The sequence below is a fragment of the Lutibacter sp. B1 genome (genome assembly GCF_012524075.1).
Lineage (GTDB): Bacteria > Bacteroidota > Bacteroidia > Flavobacteriales > Flavobacteriaceae > Lutibacter.
The window spans coordinates 20,635-38,291 of record NZ_JAAZUI010000014.1 but is presented as its reverse complement, the minus strand read 5'-3'; the positions used below and the strand labels follow the sequence as shown (position 1 = coordinate 38,291).

Sequence of the window (17,657 nt, the reverse complement as noted above, 5' to 3'; positions counted from 1 at the left end):
ATACTTTCAATAAAATTCAGTATTTTCGGAATACTAATTATACTACTAACCAATTGTGAAAGCAAAACTGCTAACATATCTTTTATTATTTTCATTAAGCAATATAGTTGCGCAAGTTGAAGACGCATGGGTGTATTTTAAAAATAAACCCAATGAGGCTACTTTTATTCAAGCACCTTTAACTATGCTTTCTCAACGTGCTATTGATAGAAGAACACGTTTTAATATACCGATTGATTATATTGATGTTCCTATAGAAGTATCATATATAAATCAGGTAAAAAACAGCAATGGTATTGTTGTAAAAGCAACATCTAAATGGCTAAATGCGTTGCATGTACAAGGGAACCAAGAAGATATTAATAATTTGAAGAGTTTGAATTTTGTTAGTAAAATTGAATATGCTGACAGGTCTCTAAATTCTTCATCCAAAAATAGAAATAAGCAAAAAAACACTTTTAAAAATGATAAATTAAAATTTACAACCGATTTTAATTATGGCAATGCAACCAATCAGATTGAAATGTTGAAAGGAACTATATTACATCAAAATAATTTTACCGGAGAAGGAATGCAAATTGCTGTAATAGATGGTGGTTTTATAGGTGTAGATAATTTTAAGGCATTTGAGAGAATTAGAAACAACAATCAGATTTTAGGAGGTTATAATTTTGTTGAAAGAAATGATGATTTGTATGTAAGAGATTATCATGGAATGGCGGTTTTATCTACTATAGCAGGGTATTTGGAAAATGAGTTTACTGGTACTTCGCCCGATGCTCAATTTTATTTATTTATTTCTGAAGACAGTACTCAAGAAGTACCTTTAGAAGAAAGTTTATGGATTGAAGCTGCTGAAAAAGCCGATAGTTTAGGAGTAGATATTATCAATACTTCTTTGGGGTATACTACTTTTGATAATGTAAATTATAATCATCTATATGAAGATTTAGATGGAAAAACTACGTTTATAACCAGAGGTGCAGAAATTGCTTTTTCTCGTGGTATAATAGTGGTAAATTCTGCGGGAAATGAAGGCAATAGCACCTGGAATTATATAAGTGCTCCGGCCGATGCTTCATCAGTTTTAACAATTGGTGCTGTAAATTCAGAAAGTATAATTGCTAATTTTAGTTCGTATGGTCCAACCTTTGACAACAGGATAAAACCGGATGTTTGCGCACAAGGTGAAGGTGTTTATATAATTGATTCTTCAGGAAATATTGCAACTTCTAACGGAACATCTTTTTCATCACCAATTATTGCAGGAATGACTGCTTGTTTATGGCAAGCTTTTCCAACTAAAACGAATACTGAAATTATCCAATTGATAAAAGAATCAGCACATTTGTATGAAAGTCCGATCAATCAGGAAGGATATGGAATCCCAAATTTTGAAACTATTTATAGTTTACTTGAAAGTGAAGAAATTGCTAATAATGTAGATTTTGAATTTGTATATTATCCAAATCCTGCAAATGAAGAATTAAAATTTAAATTTCCTGCTGAAGTTGAAGAATTTGATGTTGAAATTTATACTATTTTAGGAGTTGAAATTCTCCAAAATAAAGTAACTAAAAATAATCCTTCAATACCAGTTTCAAATTTAACACAAGGTTTGTATTTTGTACATTTAAAGTTGAATGATAAATTGCAGAAAATTAAAATATTTAAAAATTAGATGAATACTACAATTACACGTCTTTTCAATATAAAATATCCTATTATTCAAGCAGGAATGATATGGAATAGCGGTTGGAAATTGGCTTCTGCTGTAAGTAATGCAGGAGGATTGGGTTTGATAGGTGCAGGTTCAATGTATCCTGATGTACTGCGCGAACACATTCAAAAATGTAAAAAAGCGACAACCAAACCTTTTGGAGTTAATGTGCCAATGTTGTATCCTAATATTGAAGAAATTATGCAAATAATTGTTGATGAAGGGGTTAAAGTTGTATTTACTTCTGCAGGAAATCCTAAAACTTGGACATCTTTTTTAAAAGAGAAAGAAATTATAGTGGTACATGTTGTAAGCAGTGTAAAATTTGCAATTAAAGCTGAACAAGCAGGTGTTGATGCTGTTGTTGCTGAAGGTTTTGAAGCAGGAGGACATAATGGAAGGGAAGAAACTACTACTTTTACATTGATTCCAATGGTTAGAGAGAAAATAAAAATTCCTTTAATTGCTGCCGGTGGAATTGCAACAGGAAGAGGAATGTTGGCTGCAATGGTTTTAGGTGCCGATGGTGTTCAAATTGGTAGCAGATTTGTTGCAAGTGAAGAGTCTTCGGCACATATCAATTTTAAAAATGAAGTTGTAAAAGCGCAAGATGGTGATACGCATCTAACTCTAAAAGAATTAGCTCCTGTCCGTTTAATTAAAAATAAGTTTTATAATGAGTTAAATGAGTTATATCAAAAAAATCCTTCTTCAGAACAGTTAAAAGAAAAATTAGGTAGAGGCAGAGCTAAAAAAGGAATGTTTGAAGGCGATTTGGATGAAGGTGAGCTAGAAATTGGTCAAATTGCAGGTTTGATTCACGAAATAAAACCTGCCGCAGAAATTGTAAAAGAAATTGTTAGTGAATTTGTAAAAGTAAAAAAATCTTTATGCTAAAAAAGATATCCAAAATTTTGTTGGTAATTGTTTTACTGATTTTTGGAATGGTGTTTCTATCAAATTATATTATAGAAAAATCGACCAAAGATTTGACATTCAATTCTACAGAAAATTTACCTTCAAAAAGAGTAGGTATTGTTTTGGGTACTTCAAAATACCGAGCAACCAGTGAGGTTAATTTATATTATAAATACAGATTAGATGCTGTTTATGAGCTTTTTACAAAAAGGAAAATAGAATTTATTTTAGTGAGTGGAGATAACAGTTCTGAATATTATAACGAGCCCTATACCTTTAAAAAGGATTTAATAAAATTAGGTGTGCCTGAAGAAAAAATTTATTTAGATTATGCCGGATTTAGAACATTAGATTCTATGGTTAGAGCAAAAGAAGTATTTGGTTTAACAGAATTTATTGTAATCTCGCAAAAATTTCATAACCAAAGAGCTATTTTTATTGCTAAACAAAAAGGAATAGATGCTATTGGTTTTAATGCTAAAAACGTTTCAACACAATATGGTTTAAAAACCAATTTGAGAGAAAAATTAGCTAGGGTAAAAGTTTTTATCGATTTTATATTGATGAAACAACCTAAGTTTTTAGGTGAAAAAATTGAAATTAAATAGTATTTATTTTTTTGTATAATTAGTTGGCGTTTTATTCTCTTTTTTAGGCATTGGGCCTCTTAAATGAATAATTAATCCGTTTAAAAAATTACGCAAAATTTGATCACCACACTCTTTATACTTTTCATGCTTTTCATTTCTAAAAAAAGCACCAAGTTCACTTTTTGTGATGGTAAAATCTACTAAACCACATATTTTTACAATATCTTCATCGCGTAGTTTATGAGCTACTCTAAGTTTTTTAAAAATATCATTATTTGTTAATCCCATAAGGCAAAGATAATTTTTTAAAGATCATAAATCTAAATAAAATCAGAATTAAATAGTTTCCTGTTGAAGTTCAAATTGCATTTGTTTTACAGTTTGTGTACTATTATCATGGCTCCAGCCCGGAGGCCCAAAAGTATACATAAATTTATGATACCAATTTTTTGATTTTTTTGTGTCATTCCAAATATCTTTATACTCATGCGTAAGAATTACCCATGGGTTGTATGAGTTAGGTGCATGTGTTACTCCATATTCAACTTTAATATTTTCATCTAACGCTTTCCAAGTTCCAAATATTTTATCGAAGATATTTAAAAAGCCACCATGATTTTTATCCATATACTCTACATTTTTTGCATGATGTACCTGATGCATTGTATGTGTATTAAAAATTTTCTCAATAAATCCCATTTTTGGAATATAGACTGAATGTAATTGAAATTGCCATAATGCTTCAATTCCTAAACAAACAACAACCATTTCAGATCTAAAACCTAAGGCAGGAATCCACATATAAAATAATGGTTTGTATAAAATTGTAAACCACCCATTACGTACTGCCGTGCCTAAATTAAAATTATCAGAAGAATGATGTACTATGTGTGCAGCCCAAAGTACTCTTACCATATGATTTTGTCTATGAAACCAATAATAAGTAAAATCATCTAATAATTGACAAGCCAACCAAATATACCATGCATAGCCAAAAGATTCCCATCCCATAATATTTGTTCGAACTCCATTGATTTCAGGATTAAATATTTCGAAAATGAAATTGAAAATTACAATTGCTGAAATAGTTTTAATTAACGGAGCAATGATAGCAGAACCAATTCCCATAAATAGGCTGGCTCCCAAATCTTTCCATTCATAAAGATTTTTTTTATCGTGACTTTTACTATACGTAAGTTCAAGTAGAATTAGAGCTAAGAAGCAAGGAACCCCATAGACTAATGGGTTGGTGAAATCCATTTATTGGTTTTAATTATTTAAAAAATGTAATATACGGATATTTTAAGGAAACCGGAGAGATTTACACTTTAATACTATAAAACTTTTAAAAAGAGAAAGTTATTTTGTAAAAATTAATTTAAAAGCAACTACTAACATAACTACACCAAATATTTTTTTTAGGATTCGTTGGTCTATTTGAAGTGCAATTTTAGAACCTAAAAACCCTCCAATTACAAATAATGATGAAATAATAAGTGCAACTCTCCAATCAATATTTCCACCATCACCCGATGTATGATAATTGTAAACTGCTAAAAAAGTAACAGGAGGTAACATAACAGCTAAACTTAATCCTTGAGCATTGTGTTGTGTTAAACCTAAAAAAAACACAAATAAAGGGACCATAATAATACCACCGCCAACTCCAATTAAACCACTTAAAATACCTGCTAATAATCCAATAATAATCAAAGTAATAATTGTTGTAACTGTCATTTTCATTTAAAGTTATTTAGGGATTTTAATTTGATACAATTTTCGTGATTTATTATTTAATTTATTTTCACGTAACCAAGGGTTGTGTAATTTCATTATTTTGTAGTTAATACCATATCCTTTAGCAAAACGAGCAATATCAGTAATTGCAGTATCAACTTCAATAATTCTAGTTGGTTCTAAAGTGTACAAATCTTCTTCATCAAAAATAAAACCATATTTGACCGGATTTGTTAATATTTCTTTTACAGCAACAATTCTTGGAACGTAGCGTTCGGTCTCATCTCCTAAAAGTAAATCGTAATAATCATTTACCAATTGTATATTAATTTTACTTGCAATACCAGCCTTACCTGCGTTGTATGCAGCAGCGGCTAATGTCCAATTTCCAAATTGATTTTTAGCTTCTTTTAAATAGTCACAAGCAGCTTGCGTTGCTTTTTCTAAATTGTAGCGTTCATCTACATTGGTATTTACCTCTAAACCATGTTCTCTTGCTGTAGTACTCATAATTTGCCAAAAACCTTTAGCACCGGCAGGAGAAGTTATATTTTGTAAACCACTTTCAATAAGTGCCAAATATTTAAAATCATTAGGAATACCGTTTTTTGCTAAAATTGGTTCAATAATAGGAAAGTATTTATGAGAACGTTTAAACATCAACAAACCGTTAGACTGCCAATAGGTATTAACTAGCAATTCACGATCTATGCGTTCTTTTATATCCGATTTTTCTAAAGGTACGCGTTCTCCTGCAAATTCTAAATAATCAGGAATTTTTAAAGCTTTTATTTCGTATGTTTTACTGGTGTTTTTAAGAGAGTCTTTAGCATCTTTAAAATGTTGTACTTTTTCATTTTTAGTTGAAAAGATAAATAATGACGATAAGGTTATCAGCGCAAGAAGTCCTAAAATTTTAATTGAAGTTTTCATAACAGATAGTAGTTTTATTGAGGTGAAATTACAAATAAATTTGAATATTGGTTTACTTATGAATTGATTTTAACAATTAAAGTAATTCGGCTAAAAGTTTGCTAATGGTTTTAGCTTTATTAATTATCATTACATGACTGCCTTTTTCAATTGTAATGCAATTTTTAATATGTTTAATAGGAAAAACTTGATCATCTTTACCATGAATATGGATAATGTTTTTTGGAGGTGTAACTTGATTCCAATGCAACACATTGTATACTGCCCATTGTAAATATTGTTCATTTCTTACATAAAGGTATTGTTTGTACAAATCAACACGCTTTTTTGCAAAATCTCCAAATGCATAAACAGAAAAATCTTCAATATTTGTAATGACTTTTGCAGGAAGTAGTTTGTAGACTTTAGTTTTTTGAATTAATTTTAAACGTTTTGGGAGTTCATTTTTGCTTTTAACACTTGAAATGATAACTGTTTTTTTGCAGTTAAGGTGTTTACTCATTTCTTGTACCATGATACCACCAAATGAAACGCCAATTAAAACAGGATTTTCTTCGGTAACTAAATCTGCCATTCTTTTGGCATATTCTTCAATAGGCTCATCATCAGATATTGGGAGTAACCATTCTAAAAAATGAAGTTGAAATGTTTCTTCAGGAAGTTTTATATACTCAAATATATTGCACCCGGCAGCTAATCCGGGAACAAAATAAATATGTGTTTTATTATTTTTCATTAATTATTCATCATTCCTAAAATGATAGGTTTTAATCCACTAAAGAAAAATTCAACAGCAATTACCATTACAATTAACCCCATTAAACGCATCATTACTTTGTTACCTGTTTCACCAAGTTTGTCAGTAATTTTACTGGCGCCAATTAAAATTAAATAGGTAAGAAAAAGTACAAAAGCAATTAATGAGATTAAAACAATTTTAGATTGAATATTAGGAGCACTTTCCATTAAAATTATGGCGTTTGTTATAGCTCCGGGGCCACAAATCATAGGAATTGCTAATGGTGTTACAGAAATATCATCAACATAAGCATTAATTTTAGACTCGTCATCAGTATGTTTTATATGTCCTAATCTGGCTTGTAGCATATCCCAACCCATTGCAAAAAAGATAAAACCACCAACTATTCGGAAACTGTTTACTGAAATTCCGAAGAAATTAAATAAAATTTGTCCTGAAAAAGCAAATGCAATAATTGTGAAGAAGGCTACTAAAGTGGCTTTTTTAGCTGTTTTTTTTCTTTTCTCTTTGCTCAATGATTTTGTCATAGACATAAATATTGGCATAGTTCCAAGCGGATTGATTAACGTAAAAAACGAAGTAAAAACCAATAATGCAAATGGGTATAATTCAGTCAAAATAAAAAATTTAGTTAGATACAATTATACAAAAGTAGGAACTTTTATCCAATCAAAACGCACAATACCATCTTCATCAATTTCAGTTAGTTTTATGTTATGTAAAGTATTTACCAAATCAGGATTCCAAGGAGTTTTAACTTTTACATAATTTTCGGTAAATCCGTGAATAAACCCTCCTTTGTTTTCACTTTCAAACAAAACAGTTAATTTATTACCAAGCTGACTTTCATAAAAAGATCTTCGTTTTTTAACCGATAAACCTCTAAGCATTTTACTACGTTTGTTTCTAACCTTTTGAGGAACAATTCCATCCATTTCAACAGCTTCTGTATTTGGACGTTCAGAATAGGTAAAAACGTGTAAGTATGAAATGTCTAATTCGTTTAAATAATTGTAGGTTTCTAAAAATAATTCGTCCGTTTCACCGGGAAACCCAACAATAACATCAACACCAATACAAGCATTTGGCATTACTTTTTTAATGGCTTCCACACGGTTTGTATAGGTTTCGCGCAAATACCTTCGCTTCATTAATTTAAGTAAGGTATCACTTCCACTTTGTAAAGGAATATGAAAATGAGGAACAAAACTATTAGATTGAGAAACAAAATCAATAGTTTCATTTTTTAGTAAATTTGGCTCTATGGATGAAATTCGTAAACGATGAATTCCTTCCACTTTATCTAATTCTTGCACCAATTCTAAAAAGGTATGTTCGTGTTTTTTGTTACCAAATTCACCTTTACCATAATCACCAATATTTACACCGGTAAGTACAATTTCTTTAATACCTTTTTCTGAAATTTCTTTTGCGTTTTGCAATACATTTTCTAACGTATCACTTCGTGAAATTCCTCTGGCTAAAGGAATTGTGCAATACGTACATTTATAATCACAACCATCTTGTACCTTTAAAAATGCACGCGTTCTGTCTCCAATAGAATAAGACCCTACATAAAAATCAGCTTCTTCAATTTCACACGAGTGCACTTCGCCCATATCATTTTTGGAAAGATTATTGATGTAATCAGTCACTTTAAATTTTTCTGTAGCACCTAAAACTAAGTCAACTCCATCAACAGCAGCCAATTCTTCGGGTTTTAATTGGGCGTAACAACCTATGGCAATTAAAAATGCTTGTTCGTTTTGTTTTAAAGCCGATTTAACAATCGTTTTAAATCGTTTATCAGCATTATCGGTAACAGAACAGGTATTAATTACGTATATATCAGCTTTTTCCTCAAATTCAACACGCTCAAAACCTTCATTTTGAAAGCTTCGTGCAATGGTAGAAGTTTCAGAAAAATTCAATTTACATCCCAGCGTATAAAATGCTACTTTTTTTTGTGCGCTCATTCTTGTACATTTATCGGGTGCAAATTTACAATAATATTGCAATTTTAACCCAGATGAAAATTATTTTTGAAACTGAGCGCTTAACAGCTAGAAATTTGATATATGCTGATTTAGAGGAATTTCATAAAATGCAAAGCAATATTAATGTGATGAAGTATACAAAAGGTGTTGCAATGACTTTTGAAGAAAATGAAACTGAATTAAAAAAGTTAATTGATTTTTATAAAAAACCTAATAATGGTTTTTGGGTTTATGCTGTTGAACGAAAAAAAGATAACGTATTTTTGGGTACTGTTGCTTTGATTGAAAATGATTTAGGTGAATATGAAATTGGGTTTCGGTTTTTAGAAAAGTATTGGGGTAATGGTTATGGAACTGAAATAGTTAAAGGGTTAATTGAGTATAGCAAAAAGAAAGGTTTTAAACAACTAACAGCTTTTGTAGTACATAAAAATACGGCTTCAACAAAAATTATTGAAAAGTATGGTTTTGAGTTTGTTGAAGACTTGGTTAGTGACGATTTAAAATTACCTGAACGAAAATATATGTTAGAATTATGATTTCAAACACTCCCAAACCACCGTATTATGCTGTAATTTTTACTTCAATTAGAACAGAAGTTGATAAAGGCTACAATGAAATGTCAGACAAAATGGTTCAATTGGCTTTTAAACAAGAAGGCTTTTTAGGAGTGGAATCTGCTAGAAATGAACTGGGAATAACGGTTAGTTATTGGGATAGTTTGGAAGCAATTAAAAAATGGAAATACAATATTGAACATACTGAAGCACGTGAAAAGGGCAGAGATGAGTGGTATCAACAATTTAAAGTAAGAATTTGTAAAGTAGAGTACGAGTATGGTTTTGAGAAATAGTTATTGGTTGTTGGTTATTGGTTGTTGGTTGCTGGTTTCCTGTTCAATAGATAAAGAAAAAGAAAAAAATAATTTGGTTTTTAGGTATAATGAGCATTCCAATATTTCGTCGTTAGATCCTGCTTTTGCAAAAAATCAAGCTAATATTTGGGTTGTAAATCAGTTATTTACAGGATTGGTTCAATTAAATGATAGTTTACTTGTAAAACCGGATATAGCTAAAGGCTGGACCATTTCTAAAGATGGTAAGACCTATACTTTTTTATTGCGGAATGATGTTAAATTCCATAAACATCAACTTTTTGGAACCGATAGTACAAGAGCCGTAAAAGCTTCCGATTTTGAGTATAGTTTTAACAGATTGTTAGATGCTAACTTAGCTGCTCCAGGTGGTTGGGTTCTGCAAAATGTAGCCGATTTTAAAGCCAAAAACGATTCTGTTTTTGTAATCAATTTAAAGCAACCTTTTCCGCCTTTTTTAGGTTTGTTAAGTATGAAGTATTGCTCTGTTGTTCCAAAAGAAATAGTAGAATATTATGGAAGTGAATTTCGATCAAATCCGATAGGAACCGGACCATTTAAATTTAAACTTTGGGTTGAAAATACCAAGTTGGTATTACGTAAAAATGAAAATTATTACGAAAAACAAAACGGAATACAGTTACCTTTTTTAGAAGCAGTTGCTATTACTTTTTTGCCTGATAAACAAAGCGAATTTTTACAGTTTGTGCAAGGAAATTTAGATTTGCTAAATAGTATTGATCCTTCTTATAAAGATGATATTTTAACCACAAAAGGAACGTTGCAGCCAAGATATGCCGATAAAGTGAAAATGCAATCGGGAGCGTATCTAAATACAGAATATTTAGGTATTTTGATGGATGGAGATGCAACACTTGTACATTCTAAATTAATTAGACAGGCAGTTAATTATGGTTTTGACAGAGTAAAAATGATTCAGTATTTAAGAAATGGCATTGGAACTCCGGCAATCAATGGTTTTATTCCTAAAGGATTACCTTCATTTAATAATTTAAAAGGATACACATATCAACCTGAAAAAGCTAAAAATTTAATTAAAACTTATAAATTAGAAACAGGAAATACACAACCAGCAATAACTATTTCAACCAATAGTCAATATGTAGATTTATGCGAATATATGCAGCGCGAATTGCAAAATATCGGTTTAGAAGTTATTATTGATGTGATTCCGCCTTCAACCTTAAAACAAAGTAAAGCGAGTGGTAAGTTGAGTATTTTTAGAGCAAGCTGGATTGCCGATTATCCTGATGCTGAAAATTATTTATCGCTCTTTTATAGTAGAAATTTTGCACCAAACGGGCCAAATTATATGCATTTTAGCAATCCTCAGTTTGATGCTTGGTATGAAGAATCTATAACAACTACAGTTGATGAAAAACGATATATGTTATATCAAAAAATGGATAGTTTGGTAATGGCAGAAGCACCGGTAATTCCTTTGTATTATGATGAAGCAATACGTTTTACTCAAAAAAATATAACCGGTTTAGGGATTAATCCAATCAATTTATTGAGTTTAAAAAGAGTTCGAAAGGAATGAAACAATAACTTTTTAATAACATTTTTTGTGAAAAAAGTTAAATATTTTTTATATAAATGATAGGATAGTATTATAAAAGGGCATTTAAATATTCTAAATTTATTACTTAACCTAAAATAAATAATTATGATATTTAAAACAAAACCCCTACAGACTTTAAAAATGAGTTTTATTTTTAGTCTGACTGTTTTTTTAACCATTTTAAGTTGTTCATCAGAGGATGATAAAATTTTTGAAAACACAGCCTCTTCAAAGGACGTCCATCAAGAGTTAGCATCCAAAACTGTTGGTCTTGGAAATGGCGTAAATCTTCAACCCTCTTATTATAATAGTGGAAATGTTACAATAGGGTGGGACTTAATGAAAACGTATCCCGGAATAGAAACTGTGCGAATTGAAATTGAGCCAGATAAAGTTAGTTAGGCTCAGACATGGATAAATGAAGCCCATAAGAATGGTTATCAAGTAATTGCAACCTATCATGATGCTAATAACCTAGGAGTAGACGATACAAGTGTTTTAAATTCTGCAGCCAGTTGGTGGGTGCAAAATTATGCTTCATTATCTTCAAGCGGTTCTATCACTATTAATTTAGCAAATGAATGGGGAAGCCATGATATTAGTTCAAGCGCTTATGCATCAGCATACAATACTGCAATTTCTACAGTAAGACAAGTGTATAGTGGAACTATTATAGTAGATATTCCAGGATGGGGGCAAGAAACTCATACTGCTGCGGATGCTTCAAGTAGTATTAATGATAATAATATTGCATTTTCAGTGCATATTTATCCAAGTGCTTATAACCAAGGTGGCGGTCATTATTTAAATACTTCAGATTTGGATTATTTAGGGAATTCCGGAAGAGATTGTATAGTTGGTGAATTTGGAAGTGGAAATTCTGGTGATGCAGATTGGTCAGGCTTGGTTGATCATGCAAAATCTAAAGGGTGGACAATTCTTGGATGGTGTTGGAATGGAGATGGAGGAGAAATGAATATGGTAACACCAAGTTGGGCAACGAATGCTACAGCAACATCGTTTAGTGCAGGTTCTTATATGAATACAATAATTGATAAATTAGGAGGAGGTACTTCAACAACTCCACCAGATAATACAACACCTGTTGGAAGTGGTAATATTACTGTAAAAGCAAAAGGTGTTGTAGGTGATGAGATAATGGAAATAAGAATAAATGGTAATGCAGTAGCGTCATATACACTTTTAACAAGCTATAATGAATACTCTGTTGAAGGAAATGGTACAGTTCAAGTTGTTTTTACAAACGATGAAGGAGATAGAGATGTACAAGTTGATTATGTAATTATTGATGGGACAATCTATCAGGCAGAAGATCAAGAAGTAAATACAGGAGTTTGGCAAGATGGTGATTGTGGTGGATCTTATAGTGAATGGTTACATTGTGGTGGTTATATTGAATTTAATGGATCAACAACTACAAATCCGGATGATACAACCACACCACCTGATGATACATCATCGGGAAATTGTTCAGATATTCAAACTTGGACAGCTTCTACTGTTTATTCAGAAGCTGGAACACAAGTAAGTTACAATGGAAATATTTATGAAAATAATTGGTATTCTCAAAATCAAAATCCAGAAGAAAATTCTGGTCAATGGCAAGTATGGACTTTAATAGGTACTTGTAATTAATTTCTAAATTAAATAAAAAAAGACGCTTAATAGCGTCTTTTTTTATATTTATAGTTAGGTTTACGAAAGGGATTTTAAAATGGTTTTATAACAGTCTTAAACTCTTCTATTCCACTTGATATAGTAAACATATCTTCCGTAAGCTCTTTATTTCCCGTGTACGGATATTTTGTAATGGGTTCAATACACAACATATTTGGAACTTCAGTCCATAACATAAAATTGTTAAATCCTTCAGTAATTAGTTTAATATTAGTTCCACTTTCTTTTGCTAACATAATTTCGTTGGCATTTAAAATAGGATAAGCTGTAGAGCCTCCTTTTATAATTTTAGGAATATCAATCTCTTCATTTATAGTTTTACATAATTCTGTTTTATCACCCGAAAGCATAAATGCCGGATGATATCCTAGCATAAAAGGCATCCCTTTTTCAGCTTCTATTTCAAAGTTTATGGTTAAAAAATCATTGGTTAACTCGTAGCTTTTTTTGAATGAAAAAGAATATGGCCAAAAAACGTCAGCTTCAGTAGATTTCCCGGGATATTTTGAGTTTTTTACTTTAGTATTGGCAGTATATTCTTTTAAATAAACACAAAAATTTTCATCTTTTTCAGTAATTGTATATTTAAGTTCTCGTAAAAGTCCATGTTGATCTTGAATACAAGTTCCTTTAGGTGTTGAAACTCTAAAGTTATTGGTTTCGGTTGGTCCAATTATAGGAAACATCTCTGTATCGGAATTTCTCCATCCCGGATTTCCTTTTTGATGAATTAATTCTTCATCATCTTTTAAATAACTAACTAACTCTCCATTAATTATTTTTACGGTTGACTTGGTATCCGGACTAATTAAAATGATATGCTCTTTCATAGTTTTATTTATTGTTTTCAACAATGTAATCAAGCATTTTTTTAACTAAATGAATTCTATCAATTCCTCTTACATTATGCTCATGCATTGGATACGTAAAAAAATCTATTTGAACTTTATTATCAACAGCTTCTTTTAAGAGCGTCATACTGTGTTGAGGTACAACAACAGGATCAACACTACCATGAATTAATAATAATTTTCCATCTAAATTTTTAATATAATTGTGAACTCTGGCTTTTTTATAACCTTCCGGATTTTCTTGTGGTGTATCCATATAACGTTCGCCATACATTACTTCATAATATTTCCAATCGGTTACAGGACCTCCGGCAACAGCAGTGGTAAATACTCCGGGATTGCGAAGCATTAAACTTGTTGTCATAAAACCACCAAAGCTCCATCCGTTTACGGCAATTCTGGTACTATCTACATAAGGTAACGATTTTAAATACTCAATTCCGGTTAATTGATCCTCAATTTCGGCATCTCCTAATTTTCGATGAACAATACTTTCAAAAGCAAAACCTCTGTTGGCTGAACCTCTGTTATCTAATGTAAAAATGATATAATTTTCAAGCGTTGCAAAAGCAGGCATCCATAAACTTGAACCTGCTAACCAAGAATTGGTAACTAATTGTGCGTGTGGGCCACCATAAACATACACCAAAACAGGGTATTTTTTTGTTGAATCAAAATCGGCAGGTTTGGTTATTTTACCATACAAATCAGTGCCATCATTCCCTTTTAAAGTTACAAATTCAGTTACTCCCATTTTATATTCTTTTAAAGGATCTTCAGCAGAAAAAACAAAAGATGATTTCCCTTTTTCAGTATCAATAATTTCGGTTATTTCAGGAATAGTTACGCTATTGTATGAATCGATTAAAAACTTACCATTTGAACTTAGTTGAGACGTATGCGTACCATTTATGTTTGTAATTTTTTTGTATTTACCTGATTTTAAATTTATTTTAAAAGTATGTGATTCTCTTGGGTCATTTCCGGTACCGCTAATAAATACATTTTTTCCTTTTTCATCAAAACCTAAAATACTGTTTACAACCCAATTAAATTTGGTTAGTTGTTTTACCAATTTACCATCTGTAGTATAGTGGTAAAGGTTCATAAAACCATTACGTTCACTAAACCATAAAAAATCCGTTGTACTGTTTGGTAAAAAAACGGCATCGTGTTCAGGTTCAGTCCATTTATCATTGGTTTCTTCAAATAAAGTATTTACTTTTTCTCCAGTTTCAACACTGTAACGGTTATACCAAACATGATTTTGACCTCGATTAATTTCGGCTACCAAAACATATTTTTCATCTGGAGTCCACGATAAATTTGTTAAATAATGCTCATCAGAAGTATCTATATTTAAATAGGTAGTTGTTTGATTTTTTAGATTGAAAATACCAATTTTAGCCTTTTCGCTTCCTTGTCCTGCCATTGGATATTTAATGTTTTTAAGCGATGCAGGATAGGTGGTTATATCAACTAAAGGATAATTGGTTACATTGCTTTCGTCTTTTTGGTAAAACGCTAAATAATTGCCTTCAGGACTCCAAAAGGTTCCTTTGGTAATACCAAATTCGCTTCTATGAATTGCTTGTCCGGAAACTATATTTTTATCTTCATTATTGGTTACTTCAATTTTTGGATTTGAAGTTGTTGCTACATATAAATTAGTATCAATTGTATAAGCTACAGCTTTAGATTTTGAGTTGTAATCTACATTTTCGGCTTCTTTTTCAAAGGGAATTGCATTGTTTTTAGTGTTTGCAGTATAGTTGAAAATTTCAATACTATTAGAATTTCTAAAAGTGATATCTGTAGTTGAAATTTCCATAATTCTCGGAAATCTTTTTAATTCAGGATATACCGTTTGTAGTTGGGTTAAAGCAATTTTATGTACTTCTTTATTGGTTTTTGCATCAGTAAAAATTAAATTACTATCTTTTAAATATGCGTAATTAGTTGAGTTTTTAACCCATTGTAAATTTTGTAAAGAAGCAGGGTATAGGCCTTTGTAATAGCCCATTACAGCATCGTCAATAGTTAATTCTTTTTGTTGTGAATATCCTATCAGCGAAACAAAAAATAACAGATATAATACTATTTTTTTCATGTATTAATTTTTTAGATTTTTAATTAAATGACACTCTTGCCATTATTGGATTATGGTCAGAGTATGGGATGTTGTATGTTTTAAAATTATGAATTTCCATTTGTTTATCGGTTAAAATAAAATCGATTCTAAACGGAAATTTAAGATCGTATGTTTTTCCAAAATTATTTCCGGCTTCTTCAAAAGCATCATTTTTATTTTCTTTCAATTGATGGTATGCCCACGAGAAAGCTGTATTGTTAAAATCACCACAAATTATAGTTTTGTAATTTATTTTTTCTTGATGCAGTTTAATTAATGTTACTTGGTTAGCTTGTTTTTTAAAAGCATTTTCTAAACGAAAACGTAATTTTTCAGAATTTTCTTTGTTAAATGTTTCCTCTTTTGGGTTGATTTTTAACGATTCCAAATGAACATTATAAACGCGAATGGTATCATTATTTTTTACAATATCAGCAAAAATGGCATTGTTGGTTGTATTTTCAAAGTTTAAGGAGCCTGAATTTATTATTTTGTATTTAGAAAAAATTGCATCGCCAAATTTTCTGTTACGTTTTCCAACATTAATATACTTATATGGATAATTGAATTTTATATTTTTATCTGAATGAAATTCTTGAATGCATAAAATATCTGGGCTTTTACTTTCAATAAAATCAAATATTTTTTCATCTACATTTTCTTTATCAATCCATTTGTAGATGTTAAACATTCTAACATTGTAACTCATAATTTTAACATCATTGGTATACATCACTTTTTTTTCGCTAAATCTGTAAAATTTTGTGATATGATAAAAACTTAGCAGAAGCACTATTGCTGAAAGAAAAAATTGACGCTTTAATTTTAACAACCAATAAATTCCAAAAATAACATTGATAATAATTAAAAAAGGTACTAAAAGGCTTATTAAAGATAGAAAGGAAATTGTGTTAGGCGAAATGTATAATCCGGAAAAAGAAAGTAATAAAAGTGTTGCTACAATTGAATTGATAAAAAATAATAATTTATCTATTAATGATAGGTTTTTCAATTCTTTTATTTTTTAAATTATTTTTTTCCGGCACTAAATAAAAAATCCTTTTCATCTTGAGATAAACTTTCATAACCGGATTTACTTATTTTATCAAGAATATCATCTATTTTTTTTTGTTTGGATTTTGAAATTTCTTTACCAGAAGTTTTTTTAGTTGATTTATAAACTGTTTTTAATGGTTGTTTATTTTTTGGCTTAAAAAGATTTGTAAAATAGTTGATTAAATTTTCAAACCATTTTCCAATATCGTTTCCTTTTTCTAACTGTTTTGAATACATAAAACCAAATACTGCGCCACCCAAATGTGCAATTGCACCACCATTATTTGGATTGCTTAATTGTAAAATACTTAAACCAACCCAAATAGCTGCCAACACCCATAATTCAACACTGCCAATAAAACGTAGCCGAAGCGCATAACGTGGTATTTTTGTTGCAATAGCTACAAAAATTGTTGTTACAGCAGCTGAAGCTCCTCCTAAAGGAGATCCTGTTTTTCCGGTTACATAATAGTATGTTAAAAATACCAAGGCACCCACAATTACTCCTAAAAAATAAAAATTTACGAACTGTTTTTTGGTGTAAAAATCTAAAAATAAATTACCGATATAGTACAGAATAAGAAGATTTGAAAGCACATGAATTAATCTTTCATGTATAAAAGCATAACTAATTAGCGTCCAAGGCTTTTCTAAAAAAGCATTTAAGTTGGCAGGTAAAGCAAACCATTCAATGGTAAATTGATTGAAAATAGCTGTAATTAAAAATAATGCTACATTGATGTAAATTATCTTTTCAACTATGGTTGCTTTATTAAAAGCATGTTTTATGTCGTCTAATATATTCAA

The 17,657-nt window shown here is 30.4% G+C and carries 19 protein-coding genes; 8 read left to right on the top strand and 11 right to left on the bottom strand.

Annotated features, from left to right (window positions below; all coding sequences use genetic code 11):
* Positions 1 to 55: 55 nt before the first annotated feature.
* Genes HGB55_RS09545 through HGB55_RS09535 form a run of 3 tightly spaced genes read left to right on the top strand, consistent with a single transcriptional unit; the run spans position 56 to position 3,246 of the window.
* Complete coding sequence (locus HGB55_RS09545; RefSeq protein WP_371807812.1) at positions 56 to 1,681, top strand: S8 family serine peptidase; 1,626 nt, start codon at positions 56 to 58, stop codon at positions 1,679 to 1,681.
* Positions 1,682 to 2,617, top strand: a complete 936-nt coding sequence (locus HGB55_RS09540; RefSeq protein WP_168816668.1) for a nitronate monooxygenase family protein — start codon at positions 1,682 to 1,684, stop codon at positions 2,615 to 2,617.
* A complete protein-coding gene (locus HGB55_RS09535) occupies positions 2,611 to 3,246 on the top strand; it encodes a vancomycin high temperature exclusion protein (RefSeq protein ID WP_168816667.1) in 636 nt (211 codons plus the stop codon). The genes HGB55_RS09540 and HGB55_RS09535 overlap by 7 nt, the downstream gene beginning before the upstream one ends.
* A 3-nt stretch (positions 3,247 to 3,249) precedes the next feature.
* Here the strand turns inward: HGB55_RS09535 and HGB55_RS09530 are convergent, their stop codons facing one another.
* The 7 genes from HGB55_RS09530 to mtaB all read right to left on the bottom strand — a co-directional run bounded on the left by HGB55_RS09530 (position 3,250) and on the right by mtaB (position 8,634).
* Complete coding sequence (locus tag HGB55_RS09530) at positions 3,250 to 3,516, bottom strand: DUF1456 family protein (protein WP_168816666.1); 267 nt, start codon at positions 3,514 to 3,516, stop codon at positions 3,250 to 3,252.
* 48 nt (positions 3,517 to 3,564) lie between these two features.
* Complete coding sequence (locus HGB55_RS09525; RefSeq protein ID WP_168816665.1) at positions 3,565 to 4,488, bottom strand: sterol desaturase family protein; 924 nt, start codon at positions 4,486 to 4,488, stop codon at positions 3,565 to 3,567.
* Between the two features lie 99 nt (positions 4,489 to 4,587).
* On the bottom strand, positions 4,588 to 4,971 hold the full coding sequence (locus HGB55_RS09520; RefSeq protein ID WP_371807811.1) for a TSUP family transporter: 384 nt from the start codon (positions 4,969 to 4,971) through the stop codon (positions 4,588 to 4,590).
* A gap of 6 nt (positions 4,972 to 4,977) precedes the next feature.
* Positions 4,978 to 5,898 (bottom strand): lytic transglycosylase domain-containing protein, encoded by a 921-nt coding sequence (locus tag HGB55_RS09515; RefSeq protein WP_168816664.1) that lies wholly within the window; start codon positions 5,896 to 5,898, stop codon positions 4,978 to 4,980.
* 76 nt (positions 5,899 to 5,974) lie between these two features.
* The gene (locus HGB55_RS09510) at positions 5,975 to 6,634 is read right to left on the bottom strand and encodes an alpha/beta hydrolase (protein ID WP_168816663.1); all 660 of its coding nucleotides are present in this window, start codon (positions 6,632 to 6,634) and stop codon (positions 5,975 to 5,977) included.
* The gene (locus tag HGB55_RS09505; protein WP_168816662.1) at positions 6,634 to 7,275 is read right to left on the bottom strand and encodes a MarC family protein; all 642 of its coding nucleotides are present in this window, start codon (positions 7,273 to 7,275) and stop codon (positions 6,634 to 6,636) included. The genes HGB55_RS09510 and HGB55_RS09505 overlap by 1 nt, the downstream gene beginning before the upstream one ends.
* A 24-nt stretch (positions 7,276 to 7,299) precedes the next feature.
* Positions 7,300 to 8,634: a tRNA (N(6)-L-threonylcarbamoyladenosine(37)-C(2))-methylthiotransferase MtaB gene (mtaB, locus tag HGB55_RS09500; RefSeq protein WP_168816661.1), complete on the bottom strand. Its 1,335-nt coding sequence runs from the start codon at positions 8,632 to 8,634 to the stop codon at positions 7,300 to 7,302.
* Positions 8,635 to 8,687: 53 nt separating this feature from the next.
* Between mtaB and HGB55_RS09495 the strand changes: the two genes are divergently transcribed.
* The 5 genes from HGB55_RS09495 to HGB55_RS09475 all read left to right on the top strand — a co-directional run bounded on the left by HGB55_RS09495 (position 8,688) and on the right by HGB55_RS09475 (position 12,770).
* A complete protein-coding gene (locus HGB55_RS09495; protein ID WP_168816660.1) occupies positions 8,688 to 9,194 on the top strand; it encodes a GNAT family N-acetyltransferase in 507 nt (168 codons plus the stop codon).
* On the top strand, positions 9,191 to 9,508 hold the full coding sequence (locus HGB55_RS09490) for an antibiotic biosynthesis monooxygenase (protein ID WP_168816659.1): 318 nt from the start codon (positions 9,191 to 9,193) through the stop codon (positions 9,506 to 9,508). Before HGB55_RS09495 ends, HGB55_RS09490 begins: the two co-directional genes overlap by 4 nt.
* Positions 9,492 to 11,093, top strand: coding sequence for an ABC transporter substrate-binding protein (locus tag HGB55_RS09485; protein WP_168816658.1), 1,602 nt, complete (start codon positions 9,492 to 9,494; stop codon positions 11,091 to 11,093). Before HGB55_RS09490 ends, HGB55_RS09485 begins: the two co-directional genes overlap by 17 nt.
* A gap of 126 nt (positions 11,094 to 11,219) precedes the next feature.
* The gene (locus tag HGB55_RS09480; protein ID WP_168816657.1) at positions 11,220 to 11,516 is read left to right on the top strand and encodes a hypothetical protein; all 297 of its coding nucleotides are present in this window, start codon (positions 11,220 to 11,222) and stop codon (positions 11,514 to 11,516) included.
* 120 nt (positions 11,517 to 11,636) lie between these two features.
* Positions 11,637 to 12,770, top strand: a complete 1,134-nt coding sequence (locus tag HGB55_RS09475) for a carbohydrate-binding domain-containing protein (protein WP_168816656.1) — start codon at positions 11,637 to 11,639, stop codon at positions 12,768 to 12,770.
* 74 nt (positions 12,771 to 12,844) lie between these two features.
* Here HGB55_RS09475 and HGB55_RS09470 read toward each other — a convergent pair whose 3' ends face one another.
* From HGB55_RS09470 to HGB55_RS09455, 4 genes are read right to left on the bottom strand one after another with little or no spacing between them, the layout of a single operon-like run.
* Positions 12,845 to 13,642, bottom strand: a complete 798-nt coding sequence (locus HGB55_RS09470; protein ID WP_168816655.1) for an aldose 1-epimerase — start codon at positions 13,640 to 13,642, stop codon at positions 12,845 to 12,847.
* A 4-nt stretch (positions 13,643 to 13,646) separates the two neighbouring features.
* Entirely contained in the window at positions 13,647 to 15,773 is a 2,127-nt protein-coding gene (locus tag HGB55_RS09465; protein WP_168816654.1) for a DPP IV N-terminal domain-containing protein, read from the bottom strand.
* Between the two features lie 19 nt (positions 15,774 to 15,792).
* The gene (locus HGB55_RS09460; protein ID WP_168816653.1) at positions 15,793 to 16,806 is read right to left on the bottom strand and encodes an endonuclease/exonuclease/phosphatase family protein; all 1,014 of its coding nucleotides are present in this window, start codon (positions 16,804 to 16,806) and stop codon (positions 15,793 to 15,795) included.
* Positions 16,807 to 16,823: 17 nt separating this feature from the next.
* Positions 16,824 to 17,657 carry a rhomboid family intramembrane serine protease gene (locus HGB55_RS09455; protein WP_168816652.1) on the bottom strand — a complete coding sequence of 278 codons (834 nt, stop codon included), beginning with the start codon at positions 17,655 to 17,657 and terminating at the stop codon, positions 16,824 to 16,826.

What these genes read in the sequence shown, in the direction of transcription:
- HGB55_RS09540 (WP_168816668.1), top strand. Translation starts at nt 1,682, where the DNA reads ATGAATACTACAATTACACGTCTTTTCAATATAAAATATCCTATTATT.
- HGB55_RS09485 (WP_168816658.1), top strand. Translation starts at nt 9,492, where the DNA reads ATGGTTTTGAGAAATAGTTATTGGTTGTTGGTTATTGGTTGTTGGTTG.
- HGB55_RS09520 (WP_371807811.1), bottom strand. Translation starts at nt 4,971, where the DNA reads ATGAAAATGACAGTTACAACAATTATTACTTTGATTATTATTGGATTA.
- HGB55_RS09535 (WP_168816667.1), top strand. Translation starts at nt 2,611, where the DNA reads ATGCTAAAAAAGATATCCAAAATTTTGTTGGTAATTGTTTTACTGATT.
- HGB55_RS09530 (WP_168816666.1), bottom strand. Translation starts at nt 3,516, where the DNA reads ATGGGATTAACAAATAATGATATTTTTAAAAAACTTAGAGTAGCTCAT.
- HGB55_RS09525 (WP_168816665.1), bottom strand. Translation starts at nt 4,488, where the DNA reads ATGGATTTCACCAACCCATTAGTCTATGGGGTTCCTTGCTTCTTAGCT.
- HGB55_RS09510 (WP_168816663.1), bottom strand. Translation starts at nt 6,634, where the DNA reads ATGAAAAATAATAAAACACATATTTATTTTGTTCCCGGATTAGCTGCC.
- mtaB (WP_168816661.1), bottom strand. Translation starts at nt 8,634, where the DNA reads ATGAGCGCACAAAAAAAAGTAGCATTTTATACGCTGGGATGTAAATTG.
- HGB55_RS09480 (WP_168816657.1), top strand. Translation starts at nt 11,220, where the DNA reads ATGATATTTAAAACAAAACCCCTACAGACTTTAAAAATGAGTTTTATT.
- HGB55_RS09465 (WP_168816654.1), bottom strand. Translation starts at nt 15,773, where the DNA reads ATGAAAAAAATAGTATTATATCTGTTATTTTTTGTTTCGCTGATAGGA.
- HGB55_RS09490 (WP_168816659.1), top strand. Translation starts at nt 9,191, where the DNA reads ATGATTTCAAACACTCCCAAACCACCGTATTATGCTGTAATTTTTACT.
- HGB55_RS09470 (WP_168816655.1), bottom strand. Translation starts at nt 13,642, where the DNA reads ATGAAAGAGCATATCATTTTAATTAGTCCGGATACCAAGTCAACCGTA.
- HGB55_RS09515 (WP_168816664.1), bottom strand. Translation starts at nt 5,898, where the DNA reads ATGAAAACTTCAATTAAAATTTTAGGACTTCTTGCGCTGATAACCTTA.
- HGB55_RS09495 (WP_168816660.1), top strand. Translation starts at nt 8,688, where the DNA reads ATGAAAATTATTTTTGAAACTGAGCGCTTAACAGCTAGAAATTTGATA.